Below are 15,187 nucleotides of genomic sequence, written 5' to 3'. Positions count from 1 at the left end.
GGCTCAGCCCGCGGCGGTACGCAGGAACCGCACCAGGTCATCGGTGCTGTAGCCGAGCTTCGGGCCGCGCTCGGCGGCCATCAGCAGCAACTGGCCCACGATCTCCGCGCCCCAGCCGTCCACACCGTCCCGCGACCATTCCCACAGCTTCTCGATGCCGAGGTCGGACATGAGCAGCCCGTGCTCCGCCCGGATCTCCCGGCAGGTCTCGGCAACGGCATCCAGCAGCCGCGCGCCCGGCCGCTCGCAGCGGAGCCCGAAGTACCCGCCGACGTCCTCGGCCACGCACCCCTCCGGCGGCCTCGCCTTGAGCCCCTCGTAGCGCGGATCGTCGAACCCCGGATGCTCCCCGAGCGGGCAGTGGATCAGCGTGAACCGCTGTCGGCCCGGCGGCGGAGGCGGCGGCCGCCGCGCCGTCAGCCCGAAGGCCTCGTGCACCAGCGCCGTCGCCTCCTCCGCCGTATCGGCCGACCGCCTCTCCCGCCGGTCCCCGTCATCGCCGACCGCGGTCCACTGCCCGCTGCCCTCGTCGTCCTGCACGCGCACGGAAAGTCCCATGCCCCCACGCTTCCACCCGCCACGGACAACCACGGCCTCCAAGCCGCGCAGCCTCCAGCCGAGTTCGAAGGCGAACTGGGCGGCGTCGACCGCCTCGCTCACGCGCCCGCCGCCCGCTCGTGCAGTACGGCGGCCAGCCGGAGGGCGGTGTCCAGGTTGCAGCGGCCCAGGTCGACGAGGGGCAGCCCGTAGCTGCCGGCGGCCGAGACCCGTTCCACGTCCAGGGAGGGGAAGACCACGCCCACCCCGCCGAGGGCCTCCTTCAACTCCCGTACGGCCTCCTCGGCCGCCTGGACCCGTTCCGTGGGCGTGAGCACCATGACATGTCACCTTTCTACTCTGAGTGGTCGGGTTCTGCACACAGAGTGGCGACGCGCTGGCTAGCCTTTCAAGGAAGCACCGAGAACAACCCCACCTGTTGGCCCGGGAGTTGCCATGGCAGGTAGAACCTCGATCCCTCCTCCTCACCCCGCGCCCTGCTCGGCGCCGAGCTGCGCGTGGCGCGCGAACGAGCCGGACTCAGCCAGGCCGAGTTGGGTGAACCGCTCTTCGTCAGCGGATCGTTCATCGGCCAGCTCGAAGCCGGCACGCGCCGCATGCACATCGAATTCGCGCGCCAGATAGACGACATCCTCGACACGAACGGCTTCTTCGTCCGCAACTGCGGGGCGGCGGCCAAGTCCAAGTACCCGGACCACTTCGCGGCGGCGGCCGAAGCGGAGGCTCTGGCGACGGCCATCCGCGAGTACGCGCCCCAGCTGATCCCGGGGCTGCTCCAGACGGCGGCGTACGCGCGCGAGGTCTTTCGCGCGTACCAGCCGACGGCCACGGAAGAGACCATCGACGAGCTCGTCACGAACCGACTGGCGCAGGCCGCGCTGCTGAACGACCCAACAACCCCGATGTTGTGGTGCGTCCTTGACGAGGCGGTACTGCGTCGGTGCGGGGAGAACCCGGCAGTGCTGGCGGAGAACCTGCGCCACATCGCAAGCCTGATCCGACAGCACCGCGTCATCGTGCAGGTGCTCCCGTTCAGCGCCGGCTTCCACGCGGGAATGCTGGGGTCCCTCAAGCTGATGTCGTTCGACGACGCACCTCCACTCGCCTACGTTCAAGGCATGGGCACAGGCCAGCTGTTCGACGACCCGTCCACGGTTGCCCAGCACACCCTGACCTACGATCTGCTCACGGCCAACGCGCTGTCGCCACGCAAATCTCTGGCCTTGATCGAATCGGTCGCGGAGGATTACGAACATGACCAGCACGCCTGAGTACGACCTCTCGACGGCAACGTGGCACAAGTCTTCCTACAGCGGCGGCGACGGCGGCGACTGCCTGGAGATGGCCACCTGGCGCAAGTCCACCTACAGCGACGGCAGCGGCGGCAGTTGCCTCGAAGTCGCCGACGGCCACCCCGGCGTCGTTCCCGTCCGGGACTCCAAGGTCCCGGACGGCCCGCACCTCACCTTCAACGGCCCGGCCTGGGCGGCGTTCGTCACCAGCCTCTGACCCGTCGAACCCCGCCGTTCACACCATCGCGCTAACCGTCCACGACCGGGCAGATACGGTGCGACATATGCCTCTAGCGTATGCCGCACCGCACCGTAGCTGAACGGAGTCGCACATCGAGATGCCCCTCGATGACTTCGAAGCACTTGAGCGCGGCGCGCCCGAAACCGTGACGCTCGAATTCATTACGGGAAAGCTGGAGGTCAAGCCAGTGCCCGACGGTGACCACGGAGCCATCTTCATGTGGGTGCTGCGACAGTGCATGCAGCAGCGCCCCGAGCTGGCGCTCTACCCGCAGCGGGGACTGGAGGTCGAGCGATGTCGGGCGGGCCGGGCCCGGGTGGATGGCGCTCTGGCGCCCGTCGGGACGTTCGCCGGTGCGGGCGAGTGGGCCGATCCCGCAGGGGTCCTGATGGTGCTGGAGATGACCTCCCACGACTCCGACACCAACCTCCGCATCCGTCGCGAGAAGCGGGACGGATACGCCGCAGCCGGCTTCCCGGTCTTCCTCCTCATCGACCGGGACCGGCACGCTCTGACCGTCTACAGCCAGCCCGAGTACGGCAGATACCGCCTCGACCTCGCCTTCGCGTACGGCACGACCGTCGAGATCCCCGACCCGGGGGGCATCACCCTGGACACCGAGCCCCTGAAGGACTTCGCGGCCTGACTCACCAGCCGATCGCCGGGGCCACGTCGAAGATCGGCGGGAGGCGGCCGTCGTCGTCGAGGTTGACGAACGTCGTGCCGTAGAGGGCGAACGACTCGCCCAGCCGGAGGCGTCGCAGGACCGTCGACTCGCCGCCCGGCTTCCCGGTGTGCGGGTCGAGGTGCCACAGGTGGGTGTACCCGCCCTCCGAGACCACGGCGATCCGGCCGGTCCGGTCGGCGGCCAGGGTGCGGATCCGCCAGTCGTGGTCGAAGGCGCGGGTCCACAGGTGGCGGCCGTCCTTCAGGGAGAACGCCGCCAGGACCTCCCGCTTCTCCCGTTCCGGGACCGCCGCGTACAGCACGTCGCCGACGACCAGCCACGCCGCGGCGCCCGTGGTCGGAACGTACGGCGCCTGCGACTCCGCACGCGGGCGGCCCGCGTCGTCGAACGCCAGCAGGCGCCCGTCACCGACGGCGGCGGCCGGGGAGGCCGACACGATGCGCGGGGACTCGTACCCGACCGGCATCGGGAACCGCCAGGCGACGGCACCGGTGCGGGCGTCGAGCGCGAACAACTCGACTGCCTTGTCGGTCCGGGCCAGGAGCAGGACCCGGTCGGGGCCGGCGGCGACCTCCATGGCGACGGCGCGCGCGGGCAGCGGGGAGCGCCACAGCTCGGCGCCGGTGGCCAGGTCGTGGGCGCGTACGGCGTCCGCGGTCGCGGTCACGGCCAGGGAGCCGCCCGCGGACGGCCTGCCCACGAGTTTCGGGATGTCCTTGGTCCAGCGCTGCTCGCCGGACGTGACGTCCACCGCCACCAGGCGGTTGCCGCACGCGCCCTCCGCGGTGGCCAAGGTGAGCAGGCCAGTGCCGGAGGGGGTGTCCGCGCTCATCGCGCACACCGCGCCGCCGGTGGGGGCGGGCAGGCCCCAGCCGTGGCGGCCCTCCCCGTTGTAGCCGGTCACACCGTCCGCGCGGGCCCGGATCACGAACCCCGTGGCCGGGTCCCCTGCCCAGGAGCCGAGCGGCTTCCCGGCGGCCGCGCCCTCCGGGGCCTGGTACGAGAAGAGGTCCATGTGCGGGCCGCGCAGCCAGGAGAAGCCGCGCCAGCCGGGCCACAGGGCGACGAGCGCGATGACTACGGCCATGGTCCAGCCGACGGCGGAGCGGTACCCGCGGCCCTTCACGGCCGACCACCACAGGACGCCCGCGGCGAGCCCGGCGGCCAGGGCCCACAGCACCAGAGCGCCCAGCCCGCGCGGGCAGCCGCCGGAGCTGCACACCAGGTCGGAGGCCATGTCCGTGGCGGTCAACTTGATGCACAGGACGGCGTACAGCACCGCGACGGCGCTGAAGGCGCAGGCCGCGGCAAGCCGCACGTGGTCCCGGAGCCGCTTCACGAGCGGCGGTGGCGTGTCCATGATCCCCCCCCGGCCGCAGCCTAGCCGCGATCCGGCCGGGCCGGGTCCCTCAGGATCACATGACGGTCAGAGACCGCCGGTGTTCAGCAGCACGTTCGGGCTGGTCCTGCTGATGCTCTTCAGGACGTCCTTGGTGGCCTCCGTGTCGAGGAACTCGTTGAGCTCGGCCGGGTCCGCGTTCGGGTGTGCCTGCTTGTAGAGGGCGACCACACCGGCGACGTGCGGCGAGGCCATCGACGTGCCGTCGAGGGCCACGCTGCCGCCGCCGAGCTTCGCGGAGACGATGGCCTGGCCCGGGGCGTAGAGCGAGACACACGTGCCGTAGTTGGAGAAGTCGGTCTCCTCGTCCCACTGGTTGGATGCGGCGACGGTGATCACGCGCGCGGCGGACGCGGGTGAGATGGTGCAGGCGTCCTTCGCGGAGTTGCCCGCCGCGATGACCGGCAGGACACCCGCGTCGGAGAGCGCGGTCGCGGCGTTGTTGACCGCGTCCGACCTGTCCCCGCCCAGGGAGCCGTTCAGCACGGCCGGCTGCTTGGCGTTCTTCGCCACCCAGTCCATGCCCGCGATGATGCCCGACCACGTGCCCTTGCCGTCGCAGCCGAGGACGCGGACGCTCACCAGGTTCGCCTTGCGCGCCACCCCGTGCGTCCTGCCCGCGACCGTGCCCGCAACGTGCGTGCCGTGGCCCTGGCAGTCAGCGCCGTTGCGGCCGTCGTTGACGGCGTCGAAGCCGAAGCGGGCACGGGTGGTGCCGTCGGCGCCGGTGAACTCGGAATGGCCGTAGTCGATGCCGGTGTCGAGGATGTACGCGGTCACCCCGGCGCCGTTGCCCTGGGTGGTGAAGCTGCTGTCGAGCGGCAGCTCCTTCTGGTCGATCCGGTCCTGGCCCCACGAGTTCGACGGGGCCCGCATCGCCCCCTGGGAGCTCTTGATCGGCGCGGACTGGACCGCCGCGTCCTCCTCGACCGACTTCACCCCCAGGCTGTTGCGGACGAGCGTCAGCTCCAGCGAGGTCAGCGGGACCGCGAAGCCGGTCATCGCCGACGTGTAGACGAAGGACGGCTTCAGTCCGAGCTTCTTCGCGATCTTCACCGCGTCCTGACCCTTCTCCAGGGTCACGATGTACTTGCCGGGCACCGGATTGACGGCCTTGACCAGCGGGGCCGGGTTCGGCTCCGGGGCCGCGGCCGAGGCCGTGCCGACCGCGACCGGGGTGATGGTGAGGAGGGTGGCGGTGGCCAGACGTGCGAGCAGGCGCATGAAAGCAACTCCCTGACGGGACGAAAGATCGGCACGGGTGAGCCGCCCCCGCGGCATCGAGTGCTTCGGCGGGTGCGGCCCCATTTCCATCGGTGCCACCTACACGCGCCTTGAACCACCGCCCCCGCCTGGCCGATCGTCCGGCGCGCGCGTCAACACGTCCTATCGCACAAGCTGCGGAAAGGGTTGTCCCGCTCTGCGGTCACGGCCGGGCCCCGGACCGCGTACCCGACACCGCCGCAGCAAGATCACCCGTACGGCCCGCCCCCACACCAGGGAGCGCACGGCCGGTGCGCCGCCCGTGCCCCCGCCTCACTCCCGGACCTCGTTGACCTGCACCGCAGCGCGTGATGGCGTCGCCCCATGCGCAACCGTCTGAGCCGAGCCCTGCCCGTGGCCGTCGCCGTCCTGGCCGCCGTCACCGTCGCCCTGCCCGTGTCCGCAGCCACCGCCGCCGAATCCGTACCCGCGTCCCACGCGGGCCCCGCCGACCACGCCACGTACATCGTCACCGTGCACCCCGGCCTCGACCCGGCCGCCGTCGCGGATGCCTACGGGATCACCCCGCTGCACGTCTACCGCAAGACGCTCAACGGCTTCGCCGCCCGCCTCTCCCCCGATCAGGTCGAGGACCTGCGGGCGACCGCGATCGTGGAGTCGGTCGAGAAGGACGGCGGCGCGTCCTCGTTCGGCCCCGGCGTCTGACCTCAGCGGGCTCCCCGGCAACTCCCCGCCCTTACGCGTTGCTTAAAGTGATGCGGATCAACTCATCGGTTGATCGGGGGGTCGGGGGGATCGGGGAGGCCGATGAACAGCGCGACCGAGGTGTTCGAGCCGCTGCGCGCGGAGGATCCGCAGACCGTCGCCGGGTACCGCATCGCGGCCCGGCTCGGCGCTGGCGGCATGGGCCGGGTCTACCTTTCGCACACCCCGGGCGGCCGCCCGGTGGCGATCAAGGTGGTCCGGCCGGAGCTGGCCGAAGACCCCGCGTTCCGGCGGCGGTTCCGCCGGGAGGTGGTGGCGGCCCGGCGCGTCCGGGGTGCCTACACCGCCGAGGTGATCGACGCCGATACGGACGCGACGCTGCCCTGGCTGGCCACCCTGTACGTACCCGGGCCCTCGCTGTCGGAGGCCGTCGCCAAGCACGGACCGCTGCCGGTGCCCGCGCTCCTGTGGCTGATGGCGGGCATCGCCGAGGCCCTGCAGGCCATCCACGCCGAGGGCGTCGTGCACCGGGACCTCAAGCCCTCGAACGTGCTGCTGGCCTCCGACGGGCCCCGGGTCATCGACTTCGGCATCTCGACGGCCTCCGACACCACCGCGCCCACGGCCACGGGCAGCACCATCGGCACGCCCCAGTACATGGCCCCCGAGCAGGCGCTGGCGGGCGAGACCACACCCGCCACCGACGTCTTCGCCCTGGGTCAGACGGCGGCGTACGCGGCACTGGGCGAACCGCTGTACGGCACCGGCCCCTCGATGACCGTGCTGTTCCGGATCGTGCACTCCGAGCCCGACCTGTCCCGGCTGCCGGAGCAGCTGCAACCGCTGCTCGCCCGCTGCCTGGCCTCCGACCCGGAGGAGCGGGCCACCCCGACGGAGATCGTGGAGTGGTGCCGGCAGCAGCTGGGCGAGGACGCGGACGACACGAGCGGCGGCAGCCCGGCCGTCTGGCGGGAGGTGCTGGGGCCGGAGGTGGAGGTCCCGGATCCGGCCCCGCAGCCCGCCACGGGGCACGAGACGCCGATGGTCTGGGGGCCTACGCCGCAGACTCCGGAGGAGCGGCGCAAGAGCCGGAAGCGTGCCGCCGTGGCCATCACCGCGGCGATGGCGGTGGGAACGCTGGTGCTGGGCGGCCTGGCCTGGACGGTCAAGGAATCCGCGAAGCGGATGCTCGACCGGGAGGCCTCCGCGGCCAGGTCCCCCGGCCCGGCCGTGTCTGCCCCGGCCCCGGCCGGCTCGGCCACCGGCGGCAAGGCGGCCGAAGGCTCCGGATCCACACCCGCGCCGAGCGCGTCCCAGCCGCCCAAGGCGAACCCGTACCCCGCCTTGCGCCTGAACGACGAGCAGAGCTCGATCACCCTGGGGGAAGCGCTCGTGCGCAACGACCGCAGCGGAGAGGTACGCATGAGCTGCAAGAGGAGCATCTGCAGCCTGGAGAGCGACACCGCCACGATCATCATGCTGTACGGCGAGACGCAGGGATCCCTCGACTCGTGCCGGAGCACGCTGGCGCTCACGACCGACCGGAGCTGGACGCTGGCCGGGGCGGCGGGCGGCAGCCAGTTCTGCATCAGGAACAAGGCGGGGGACGTCGGGCTGTACGTGCTCCAGTTCAAGTCGACCGCGGACGTGATGGGGATGTCCCAATGGGTGTCCGGGGACTTGACCGTCTGGCGACAGGCGATGCCCGCCACCTGACGGTCCGCCACCGCCGGGCCGACGGCCTGGACGCGGGTCAGAGCCCCGCGCCGCCGGTCGCGTCGACCACCCGCCCCGTCACCCACCGCGCGTCGTCGGAGGCGAGGAAGCCGACGATGTCGGCGATGTCCTCGGGGCGGCCGACCCGGCCGAGCGCGGCCAGCGAGGCGGCGTGCGCCTCGGCCTCGGCGTTGCCGCGCAGCCAGCCGGCGTTGACGTCGGTGTCGACGATGCCGGGTGCGACCGAGTTCACGGTGATCCCGCGCGGGCCGAGGGCCTTCGCCAGGTTGAGCGTGAGGGTGTCGAGCGCGCCCTTGGTCGCTCCGTAAGCGAGGATCTCGGGCATCGCGATCCGGGCGGCGCCGCTGGAGATGTTGATGACCCGGCCGCCGTCGCGCAGCCGCCCGAGGGCCTCCTGCACGACGAAGAACGGCGCCCGTACGTTCACGGCGAAGACCCGGTCGAAGTCCTCCTCGGCGACCTGGCCGAGCGGAACAGGCAGTCCTATGCCGGCGTTGTTGACGATGATGTCGACCCCGTCGAGCCCCAGCGCGTCGTACGCCGCCCAGAGCGCGGCGGCGTCGCCGTGGTGCCCGAGCTCCGCGTGGAGCGCGTGGGCCCGGCCGCCGTTCTCGGTGATCCGCTCCACGGCCTCGCGGGCCGCCGCCCCGTCGTTCGCGTACGTCAGCACGACGGTGGCCCCGTCGGCGGCGAGCCGCTCGGCGATGGCCCGGCCGATGCCCCTGCTGCCGCCCGTGACCAGCGCGTTCTTGTTCTGCATGGGTCCCCCCGATTCCGTAATGATCACTACAGAAAGACCGTAACACAATTTCCGTAACGACCACTACAGAACTTGGAGGTCCGGCTAGCCGCGGGCGGCCTCGACGAAGGCGCGGATCAACTCCGGCGACTTCATCCCACGTTCGCGCTCCACCCCGCTGGACACGTCCACGCCCCAGGCCCCGGTCACCTCGACCGCCTCCCGCACATTGCCCGGGTTCAGCCCGCCGGCCAGCAGCCACCGCCCCTCGGGCGCGGTGAAGTCCGCCGAGCCCCAGTTCCACGGCTTTCCGGAGCCCGGGTCGGGGGCGTCGAGCAGGAGCAGGTCCTCGCCGTACTCGCCGCAGCGCTTCACGTGCTCGGCGGTGGCCCGCAGCAGGGTCCGGCCCTCGGCGTGCAGCGCCGCGAAGTCCCCGGGCCCCTCCTCGCCGTGCAGCTGCACCCCCCGTACGCCGCTCTCCTGGGCGAACCGGCGCACCTCCGCCACCGACTGCCCCCGGAACACCCCGACGGTGAGCACGCCGTCCGGCACCCGCGCGGCGAGCTCCCGCGCGGTGGCGGCATCGACCGTACGCGGGCTGCCGGGCGCGAAGACGAACCCGACGGCATCGGCCCCGGCGGCCACGGCCACGTCGACATCGTGCGCGGTCTTGAGCCCGCAGATCTTGACGAAGAGATCAGCCATGCGCCCAGCCTATGCCGACCCGGGCCGCGTCAGCGGCCCAGCTGCACGGGGCCCAGCACCGACCCGCCGACCGCGGCCGCCAGATGGGCCGCGCCCGCCTCGTCGGCGGACCGGAAGTGCACGTAGACCGTGTGCCGGCCGTCGGGATGTTCCTCGTTGACGTCGAGTTCCACCCGCTGGTTCGTCGTGTGCTGCGACGCGGACGGGATCCCGGGGACGGACGGCCAGTCTCCGTACCAGAGCATCGTGGCCGCTCCGCGGCCCAGCGCGCGCAGGAAGCCCTGTTCGACGGGGCCCGGAGCCGCGTACGCGTCAACGGTCAGCGGCAGTTCGGCCGCCAGCTCCCGGTCGTCGCCGGGCAGTTCGGCGCCCGCGAACCAGACGTCCCGGGCCCAGTCGTGCGACGGCTCGAACAGGCCCGTCGGAAGGAGCGCCGCCAGCCCCCGGGCCTCCTCGACGGTGTGCGCCTGCGCGCACAGCCACATCTGCGCGTCGAGCGGCTTCATCCGCGCGCACAGCAGGCGGGCCAGCCGGTAGGCCTCGGCGAGGTCGTCGGTCCGGAACACGGGGTAGGCCATCGAACTTCCCATCGCCCGCTCAGCAGCCCTGCTCCGGCCCGCCCAGCACGCTGCCGCCGATCGCGGCGGCGAGCCGCTCGGCGCGGCCCAGGTCTCCGAACTTGGTGACGTGGACGTAGACGGTGTGGACCCCGCTGACCTTCCGGGACCACTCGCACTCGTCACTGTTGAGGACCAGCTGCACGCCGTCGTACTTGGGCGAGGCGTACGAGCCCAGCTCGGGCTCGTCGGGCCAGCAGCCCTCCCAGCCGATGGACGCCGGGCCCGCACCCACGGCGCGGACGAACTCCTCCTCGGCCACGGCGGCCGGCAGTTCCGTATAGGTGAAGTCGAGCGGGACCTCCGCGGCCAGCTCCGCGTCGGTGGCCGTCCGCACGTCCACCTCGAAGTAGAGGGGCTCGTCGGTCTGCGGGTGCGTGCGCATCTCCGTGTAGTCGTAGTGCGCGTCCGGCAGCAGCGCCGCCATCCGCCGCACGTCCTCGACCGTGCTCAGCTCCGGCCCCACCCGCACCTCCTCGTACCGGCGGGCCAGCAACCCGCACAGCAGCCGCGCCCTGGCGTACGCCTCGGCGGGATCGGTGGTGCGGTAGACGGGGTACGCGACGGAGTTGCCCATGGCCGTACGGTCACACGGCCGGACCCACCCCGACCAGCGGTTTTACCCGCCGACCGGCGACGGCCGGCCGGAAACGCCCGAGGGCGGCACCCCCCGTGGGGGGTGCCGCCCTCGTTCGAGAACAGCCGATCAACCAGTGGCCGGAGCCAGGGGTCGATCAGAAGTCCATGTCGCCGCCCGGCATGCCGCCCGGGGCGCCGGCGCCGGCCTTCTCGGGCTTGTCGGCGATGACGGCCTCGGTGGTGAGGAACAGCGCGGCGATGGACGCGGCGTTCTGCAGGGCAGAGCGCGTGACCTTCGCCGGGTCGATGATGCCCTCGGCGATCATGTCGACGTACTCACCGGTCGCGGCGTTCAGGCCGTGACCGATCGGAAGGTTGCGCACCTTCTCGACGACGACGCCACCCTCGAGACCACCGTTGACGGCGATCTGCTTCAGCGGGGCCTCCAGGGCGAGCTTCACGGCGTTGGCACCGGTCGCCTCGTCACCCTCGAGCTCCAGCTTCTCGAAGACCGCGGAAGCCTGCAGCAGGGCCACGCCGCCGCCGGCGACGATGCCCTCCTCGACGGCCGCCTTCGCGTTGCGAACGGCGTCCTCGATGCGGTGCTTGCGCTCCTTGAGCTCGACCTCGGTCGCGGCACCGGCCTTGATGACGGCCACGCCGCCGGCCAGCTTCGCGAGGCGCTCCTGGAGCTTCTCGCGGTCGTAGTCCGAGTCGGAGTTCTCGATCTCGGCGCGGATCTGGTTCACGCGACCGGCGACCTGGTCGCTGTCACCGGCACCGTCGACGATGGTGGTCTCGTCCTTGGTGATGACGACCTTGCGGGCGCGGCCGAGCAGGTCGAGACCGGCGTTCTCCAGCTTGAGGCCGACCTCCTCGGAGATGACCGTGCCGCCCGTGAGGATGGCGATGTCACCGAGCATGGCCTTGCGGCGGTCGCCGAAGCCCGGGGCCTTGACGGCGACGGACTTGAAGGTGCCGCGGATCTTGTTGACGACCAGGGTCGACAGGGCCTCGCCCTCGACGTCCTCGGCGATGATCAGCAGCGGCTTGCCGGACTGCATGACCTTCTCCAGGAGCGGCAGCAGGTCCTTGACCGAGCCGATCTTGGAGTTGACGATCAGGATGTACGGGTCGTCGAGGGACGACTCCATGCGCTCCATGTCGGTGGCGAAGTACGCCGAGATGTAGCCCTTGTCGAAGCGCATGCCCTCGGTGAGCTCGAGCTCCAGACCGAAGGTCTGCGACTCCTCGACGGTGATGACGCCTTCCTTGCCGACCTTGTCCATGGCCTCGGCGATGAGCTCGCCGATCTGGGTGTCGGCGGCGGAGATGGAGGCCGTCGAAGCGATCTGCTCCTTGGTCTCGACATCCTTGGCCTGGGCGAGCAGGGCGGCGGAGACGGCCTCGACGGCCTTCTCGATACCACGCTTGAGGGCCATCGGGTTGGCGCCGGCGGCTACGTTGCGCAGGCCCTCGCGGACGAGCGCCTGGGCCAGCACGGTGGCGGTGGTCGTACCGTCGCCCGCGACGTCGTCCGTCTTCTTGGCGACTTCCTTGACCAGCTCGGCGCCGATCTTCTCGTACGGGTCCTCGAGCTCGATCTCCTTGGCGATGGAGACACCATCGTTGGTGATCGTGGGGGCGCCCCACTTCTTCTCAAGGACGACGTTGCGACCCTTGGGGCCAAGGGTGACCTTGACGGCGTCGGCGAGCTGGTTCATGCCTCGCTCGAGACCGCGCCGGGCCTCCTCGTTGAACGCAATGATCTTGGCCATCTGAAGTGGTCCTCCCGGACAGCGGTGGATTGCTCCCGGACCGCGCCCGCGCCCGCGACGGACGGCCTGAGTGCCCGGCGGTTCCTTCCCGCCGGACCCTGCGGGCCTCACCGACCCGGTCCTCGTTTGGTAGCACTCTCACCAGGAGAGTGCTAACGCCAATGATTAGCACTCGACCCCTCCGAGTGCAAGCGGCTTGGGGTATCGCCCCGCCGATACCTGGCGCAGGGCGGGCACAGGGCGGGCACACGTACGAGGGGCCCGCATCCCGTGTCCAGGATGTGGGCCCCTCGTATGGTCTTGCAGGTCTTCGTTGAACACTGTGCGTCGGTGGTCGATCGCTCCAGGACTAGCCGAGCGCGAGCTTGACCATGTCCGCCTGCGGACCCTTCTGGCCCTGCGAGATCTCGAACTCGACCCGCTGACCCTCTTCAAGGGTGCGGTACCCGTCCATCTGGATGGCGCTGTAGTGGACGAACACATCCGCACCACCGTCGACCGCGATGAAGCCGTAGCCCTTCTCCGCGTTGAACCACTTGACGGTGCCCTGAGCCATGCCTAACTCCCCTATTACTGGCCCTTGCGCGGGAACGCACTTCGCGTTCCCGGGTCAGAACTTGCGTCGGAACGCGTCGACCGAGGCTGAATGTATCTGCGCGAGTGCTGTCTGCAACAGGTCAATCCGACGAGAATTCTGGACACAGGAAAACATTGAAATAGAGTGAAAATTTGCCATACTCCAGGGCAACTCGGGCCCGGCATATCTCGCCAAAGCCCCATACCGCACTTGCATGTTGACCCGATGTCGACCCTCACGCGACCCGTTCATATGCAGCGGGCAAGTCCGGCGGAGGGGACTTCCCCAACTCTACCGCGCCCAATCAAGCAGAATTGCCCCCTCCGCTTTTAGCGGAGGGGGCAATTTCGGTTTGCGCGTGTCACCTATCAGGTGGCAAAGGGGCCGAGAGGATCAGCAGCCGCCCGCGACGGCCGGGATGATCGAGACGCCGGCGCCGTCCGGCGTCTTCGCCTCCAGCCCGCCCTCGAAGCGCACGTCGTCGTCGTTGACGTAGACGTTCACGAAACGGCGCAGCTTGCCCTGGTCGTCCAGGACGCGCGCGGCGATGCCCGGGTGGCTCGCCTCCAGGGACTGGATGACCTCGGCGAGGGTCGCGCCCTCGGCGGGCACCTCGGCCTGACCGCCGGTGTAGGTGCGCAGGATGGTGGGGATGCGGACGTTGACGCTCATGGCGCTACTGCCTTTCCGGTAGAGCAGGGGAAGAGGGTCAGGCCAGGCCGGCGGCGCGGAACGCGTCCAGGCTCGGGCGGATGGTGGCGGTCTGCCCGCTCTCCGCGGCCACCGCCTCCAGGGTCTTGAGGCCGTCGCCGGTGTTGAGGACGACGGTGGTCAGCGTCGGGTCGAGCTGCCCGTTCTCGATGAGCTTCTTCGTCACGCCGACCGTCACGCCGCCCGCGGTCTCGGCGAAGATGCCCTCGGTCTGCGCGAGGATCTTGATGGCCTCGACGACCTGCTCGTCGTTCACGTCCTCGACGTAGCCGCCGGTGCGGCGGGCGATGTCCAGGACGTACGGGCCGTCCGCCGGGTTGCCGATCGCGAGGGACTTGGCGATGGTGTTCGGCTTCTGCGGGCGGACCACGTCGTGACCGGCCTTGAAGGCGGTCGACACCGGGGAGCAGCCCTCGGCCTGGGCACCGAAGATCTTGTACGGCTTGTCCTCGACGAGGCCGAGCTTGATCAGCTCCTGCAGACCCTTGTCGATCTTCGTCAGCTGCGATCCGGACGCGATCGGGATCACGAGCTGGTCGGGCAGCTGCCAGCCGAGCTGCTCGCAGATCTCGTACGCGAGGGTCTTGGAGCCCTCTCCGTAGTACGGGCGCAGGTTGACGTTGACGAAGCCCCAGCCCTCGCCGAGCGGATCGCCGATGAGCTCGGAGCAGAAGCGGTTGACGTCGTCGTAGTTGCCCTCGATGCCGACCAGGTCGCCGCCGTACACACCGGCCATGACGACCTTGCCCTGCTCCAGGTCGTGCGGGATGAACACGCAGGAGCGGAAGCCGGCCCGGGCGGCCGCGGCGCCGACGGCGCCGGCCAGGTTGCCGGTGGAGGAGCAGGAGAGGGTGGTGAAGCCGAAGGCGCGGGCGGCCTCGACGGCGATGGCCACGACGCGGTCCTTGAAGGAGTGCGTCGGGTTGCCGGAGTCGTCCTTGACGTAGAGCTTGCCGGTGACGCCGAGCTCCTTGGCCAGGTTGGCGGCGTCCACGAGCTTGGTGAAGCCCGGGTTCAGGCTCGGCTTGGAGGCCACGTCCGCGGGGACGGGCAGCAGCGGCGCGTAACGCCAGATGTTGTTGGGGCCGGCCTCGATCGCGGCGCGCAGGGCCTCGACGTCTTCGGATGAACCAGTACCGGCCGGGAGGTCGTAGGCGACTTCCAGCGGTCCGAAACACTCGGCGCACGCGAAGATGGGGCCGAGTTCGAAGCGGGTACCGCACTCGCGACAGGAAAGACCGTTGGCAGGTCCGAGATCGACAGAGGTGGCGACAGTCTGTGCAGCCATGATGGCGAGGCCCTTTCTCCTCATCTTCCCCATGGCGCACTTCGCCATGAGACGGAATTGGCACCTTCCCTAGCCGGGGACCTCGCTGACGTCGCTGACGAGCGATCGCGAGAACCGACTGGAGGGTTGCCGGGGCTTCAACGGGCCGTGTCCCTCTGCCCCTCTGGATGAGCGGTATGGCACCGGCACACGCGCTCTGTGGCGCGCCGGTGCGTTTGTACGCGGGGACCCCCGGCATGCGGTGGTCCTTCGCGTTGTTCAAGACTGTAACCGAAGGGCCGGGCGGTTGAGACAGCCGTCCGAACCGCGAGATGGATCTCATATCGGCCGATAACGCCGACAAGCAGGG

The 15,187-nt window shown here is 70.6% G+C and carries 17 protein-coding genes and 1 riboswitch; of the genes, 5 read left to right on the top strand and 12 right to left on the bottom strand.

Annotation, left to right across the window (positions count from 1 at the left end; all coding sequences use genetic code 11):
* Positions 1-3 precede the first annotated feature (3 nt).
* Positions 4-660 carry a hypothetical protein gene (locus tag RIU97_RS22630; protein ID WP_404959410.1) on the bottom strand — a complete coding sequence of 219 codons (657 nt, stop codon included), beginning with the start codon at positions 658-660 and terminating at the stop codon, positions 4-6.
* Complete coding sequence (locus tag RIU97_RS22625) at positions 657-878, bottom strand: hypothetical protein (protein ID WP_383569812.1); 222 nt, start codon at positions 876-878, stop codon at positions 657-659. Before RIU97_RS22625 ends, RIU97_RS22630 begins: the two co-directional genes overlap by 4 nt.
* Before the next feature lie 156 nt (positions 879-1,034).
* On the opposite strand from RIU97_RS22625, the gene RIU97_RS22620 reads away from it, so the two are divergent.
* The 3 genes from RIU97_RS22620 (at position 1,035) to RIU97_RS22610 (ending at position 2,737) form a co-directional block, all read left to right on the top strand.
* The gene (locus tag RIU97_RS22620) at positions 1,035-1,829 is read left to right on the top strand and encodes a Scr1 family TA system antitoxin-like transcriptional regulator (protein WP_404962903.1); all 795 of its coding nucleotides are present in this window, start codon (positions 1,035-1,037) and stop codon (positions 1,827-1,829) included.
* Complete coding sequence (locus RIU97_RS22615; protein WP_404959409.1) at positions 1,813-2,067, top strand: DUF397 domain-containing protein; 255 nt, start codon at positions 1,813-1,815, stop codon at positions 2,065-2,067. The genes RIU97_RS22620 and RIU97_RS22615 overlap by 17 nt, the downstream gene beginning before the upstream one ends.
* Positions 2,068-2,188: 121 nt before the next feature.
* Positions 2,189-2,737 (top strand): Uma2 family endonuclease, encoded by a 549-nt coding sequence (locus RIU97_RS22610; protein WP_404959408.1) that lies wholly within the window; start codon positions 2,189-2,191, stop codon positions 2,735-2,737.
* 1 nt (position 2,738) lies between these two features.
* Here RIU97_RS22610 and RIU97_RS22605 read toward each other — a convergent pair whose 3' ends face one another.
* Together RIU97_RS22605 and RIU97_RS22600 are read right to left on the bottom strand one after the other, a co-directional pair.
* Positions 2,739-4,139, bottom strand: a complete 1,401-nt coding sequence (locus RIU97_RS22605) for a PQQ-binding-like beta-propeller repeat protein (RefSeq protein ID WP_404959407.1) — start codon at positions 4,137-4,139, stop codon at positions 2,739-2,741.
* 66 nt (positions 4,140-4,205) lie between these two features.
* Complete coding sequence (locus RIU97_RS22600) at positions 4,206-5,402, bottom strand: S8 family serine peptidase (protein ID WP_404959405.1); 1,197 nt, start codon at positions 5,400-5,402, stop codon at positions 4,206-4,208.
* Between the two features lie 363 nt (positions 5,403-5,765).
* Between RIU97_RS22600 and RIU97_RS22595 the strand changes: the two genes are divergently transcribed.
* Complete coding sequence (locus RIU97_RS22595) at positions 5,766-6,107, top strand: protease inhibitor I9 family protein (protein WP_404959404.1); 342 nt, start codon at positions 5,766-5,768, stop codon at positions 6,105-6,107.
* Between the two features lie 102 nt (positions 6,108-6,209).
* Entirely contained in the window at positions 6,210-7,823 is a 1,614-nt protein-coding gene (locus RIU97_RS22590) for a serine/threonine-protein kinase (protein ID WP_404959403.1), read from the top strand.
* 37 nt (positions 7,824-7,860) lie between these two features.
* Here RIU97_RS22590 and RIU97_RS22585 read toward each other — a convergent pair whose 3' ends face one another.
* The 8 genes from RIU97_RS22585 to thrC form a co-directional block, all read right to left on the bottom strand.
* Complete coding sequence (locus tag RIU97_RS22585) at positions 7,861-8,604, bottom strand: SDR family oxidoreductase (RefSeq protein ID WP_404959402.1); 744 nt, start codon at positions 8,602-8,604, stop codon at positions 7,861-7,863.
* Between the two features lie 84 nt (positions 8,605-8,688).
* The gene (locus tag RIU97_RS22580; RefSeq protein ID WP_404959401.1) at positions 8,689-9,288 is read right to left on the bottom strand and encodes a phosphoribosylanthranilate isomerase; all 600 of its coding nucleotides are present in this window, start codon (positions 9,286-9,288) and stop codon (positions 8,689-8,691) included.
* Between the two features lie 29 nt (positions 9,289-9,317).
* Positions 9,318-9,866 (bottom strand): hypothetical protein, encoded by a 549-nt coding sequence (locus RIU97_RS22575; RefSeq protein ID WP_404959400.1) that lies wholly within the window; start codon positions 9,864-9,866, stop codon positions 9,318-9,320.
* 19 nt (positions 9,867-9,885) lie between these two features.
* A complete protein-coding gene (locus RIU97_RS22570) occupies positions 9,886-10,482 on the bottom strand; it encodes a hypothetical protein (RefSeq protein WP_404959399.1) in 597 nt (198 codons plus the stop codon).
* Positions 10,483-10,639: 157 nt separating this feature from the next.
* Positions 10,640-12,262 (bottom strand): chaperonin GroEL, encoded by a 1,623-nt coding sequence (gene groL, locus RIU97_RS22565; RefSeq protein WP_362815150.1) that lies wholly within the window; start codon positions 12,260-12,262, stop codon positions 10,640-10,642.
* Positions 12,263-12,611: 349 nt separating this feature from the next.
* Positions 12,612-12,818 carry a cold-shock protein gene (locus tag RIU97_RS22560; RefSeq protein WP_030009783.1) on the bottom strand — a complete coding sequence of 69 codons (207 nt, stop codon included), beginning with the start codon at positions 12,816-12,818 and terminating at the stop codon, positions 12,612-12,614.
* 414 nt (positions 12,819-13,232) lie between these two features.
* Positions 13,233-13,511, bottom strand: a complete 279-nt coding sequence (locus RIU97_RS22555) for a MoaD/ThiS family protein (RefSeq protein WP_030718872.1) — start codon at positions 13,509-13,511, stop codon at positions 13,233-13,235.
* Positions 13,512-13,548: 37 nt separating this feature from the next.
* The gene (gene thrC, locus RIU97_RS22550) at positions 13,549-14,838 is read right to left on the bottom strand and encodes a threonine synthase (protein WP_404959398.1); all 1,290 of its coding nucleotides are present in this window, start codon (positions 14,836-14,838) and stop codon (positions 13,549-13,551) included.
* Between the two features lie 17 nt (positions 14,839-14,855).
* Positions 14,856-15,012: riboswitch (SAM riboswitch) on the bottom strand.
* Positions 15,013-15,187 lie beyond the last annotated feature (175 nt).

The organism is Streptomyces sp. 147326, from assembly GCF_045000215.1.
In the GTDB taxonomy this organism is placed as follows: Bacteria; Actinomycetota; Actinomycetes; order Streptomycetales; family Streptomycetaceae; genus Streptomyces.
The sequence above is the reverse complement of the archived record's forward strand: the minus strand, read 5'-3'. Positions and strand labels throughout refer to the sequence as shown.

Coding starts and splice junctions, on each gene's coding strand:
- RIU97_RS22585 (WP_404959402.1), bottom strand. CDS start 8,604: ATGCAGAACAAGAACGCGCTGGTCACGGGCGGCAGCAGGGGCATCGGC.
- RIU97_RS22580 (WP_404959401.1), bottom strand. CDS start 9,288: ATGGCTGATCTCTTCGTCAAGATCTGCGGGCTCAAGACCGCGCACGAT.
- RIU97_RS22615 (WP_404959409.1), top strand. CDS start 1,813: ATGACCAGCACGCCTGAGTACGACCTCTCGACGGCAACGTGGCACAAG.
- RIU97_RS22610 (WP_404959408.1), top strand. CDS start 2,189: ATGCCCCTCGATGACTTCGAAGCACTTGAGCGCGGCGCGCCCGAAACC.
- RIU97_RS22595 (WP_404959404.1), top strand. CDS start 5,766: ATGCGCAACCGTCTGAGCCGAGCCCTGCCCGTGGCCGTCGCCGTCCTG.
- RIU97_RS22590 (WP_404959403.1), top strand. CDS start 6,210: ATGAACAGCGCGACCGAGGTGTTCGAGCCGCTGCGCGCGGAGGATCCG.
- thrC (WP_404959398.1), bottom strand. CDS start 14,838: ATGGCTGCACAGACTGTCGCCACCTCTGTCGATCTCGGACCTGCCAAC.
- groL (WP_362815150.1), bottom strand. CDS start 12,262: ATGGCCAAGATCATTGCGTTCAACGAGGAGGCCCGGCGCGGTCTCGAG.
- RIU97_RS22555 (WP_030718872.1), bottom strand. CDS start 13,511: ATGAGCGTCAACGTCCGCATCCCCACCATCCTGCGCACCTACACCGGC.
- RIU97_RS22625 (WP_383569812.1), bottom strand. CDS start 878: ATGGTGCTCACGCCCACGGAACGGGTCCAGGCGGCCGAGGAGGCCGTA.
- RIU97_RS22570 (WP_404959399.1), bottom strand. CDS start 10,482: ATGGGCAACTCCGTCGCGTACCCCGTCTACCGCACCACCGATCCCGCC.
- RIU97_RS22560 (WP_030009783.1), bottom strand. CDS start 12,818: ATGGCTCAGGGCACCGTCAAGTGGTTCAACGCGGAGAAGGGCTACGGC.
- RIU97_RS22600 (WP_404959405.1), bottom strand. CDS start 5,402: ATGCGCCTGCTCGCACGTCTGGCCACCGCCACCCTCCTCACCATCACC.
- RIU97_RS22575 (WP_404959400.1), bottom strand. CDS start 9,866: ATGGCCTACCCCGTGTTCCGGACCGACGACCTCGCCGAGGCCTACCGG.
- RIU97_RS22605 (WP_404959407.1), bottom strand. CDS start 4,139: ATGGACACGCCACCGCCGCTCGTGAAGCGGCTCCGGGACCACGTGCGG.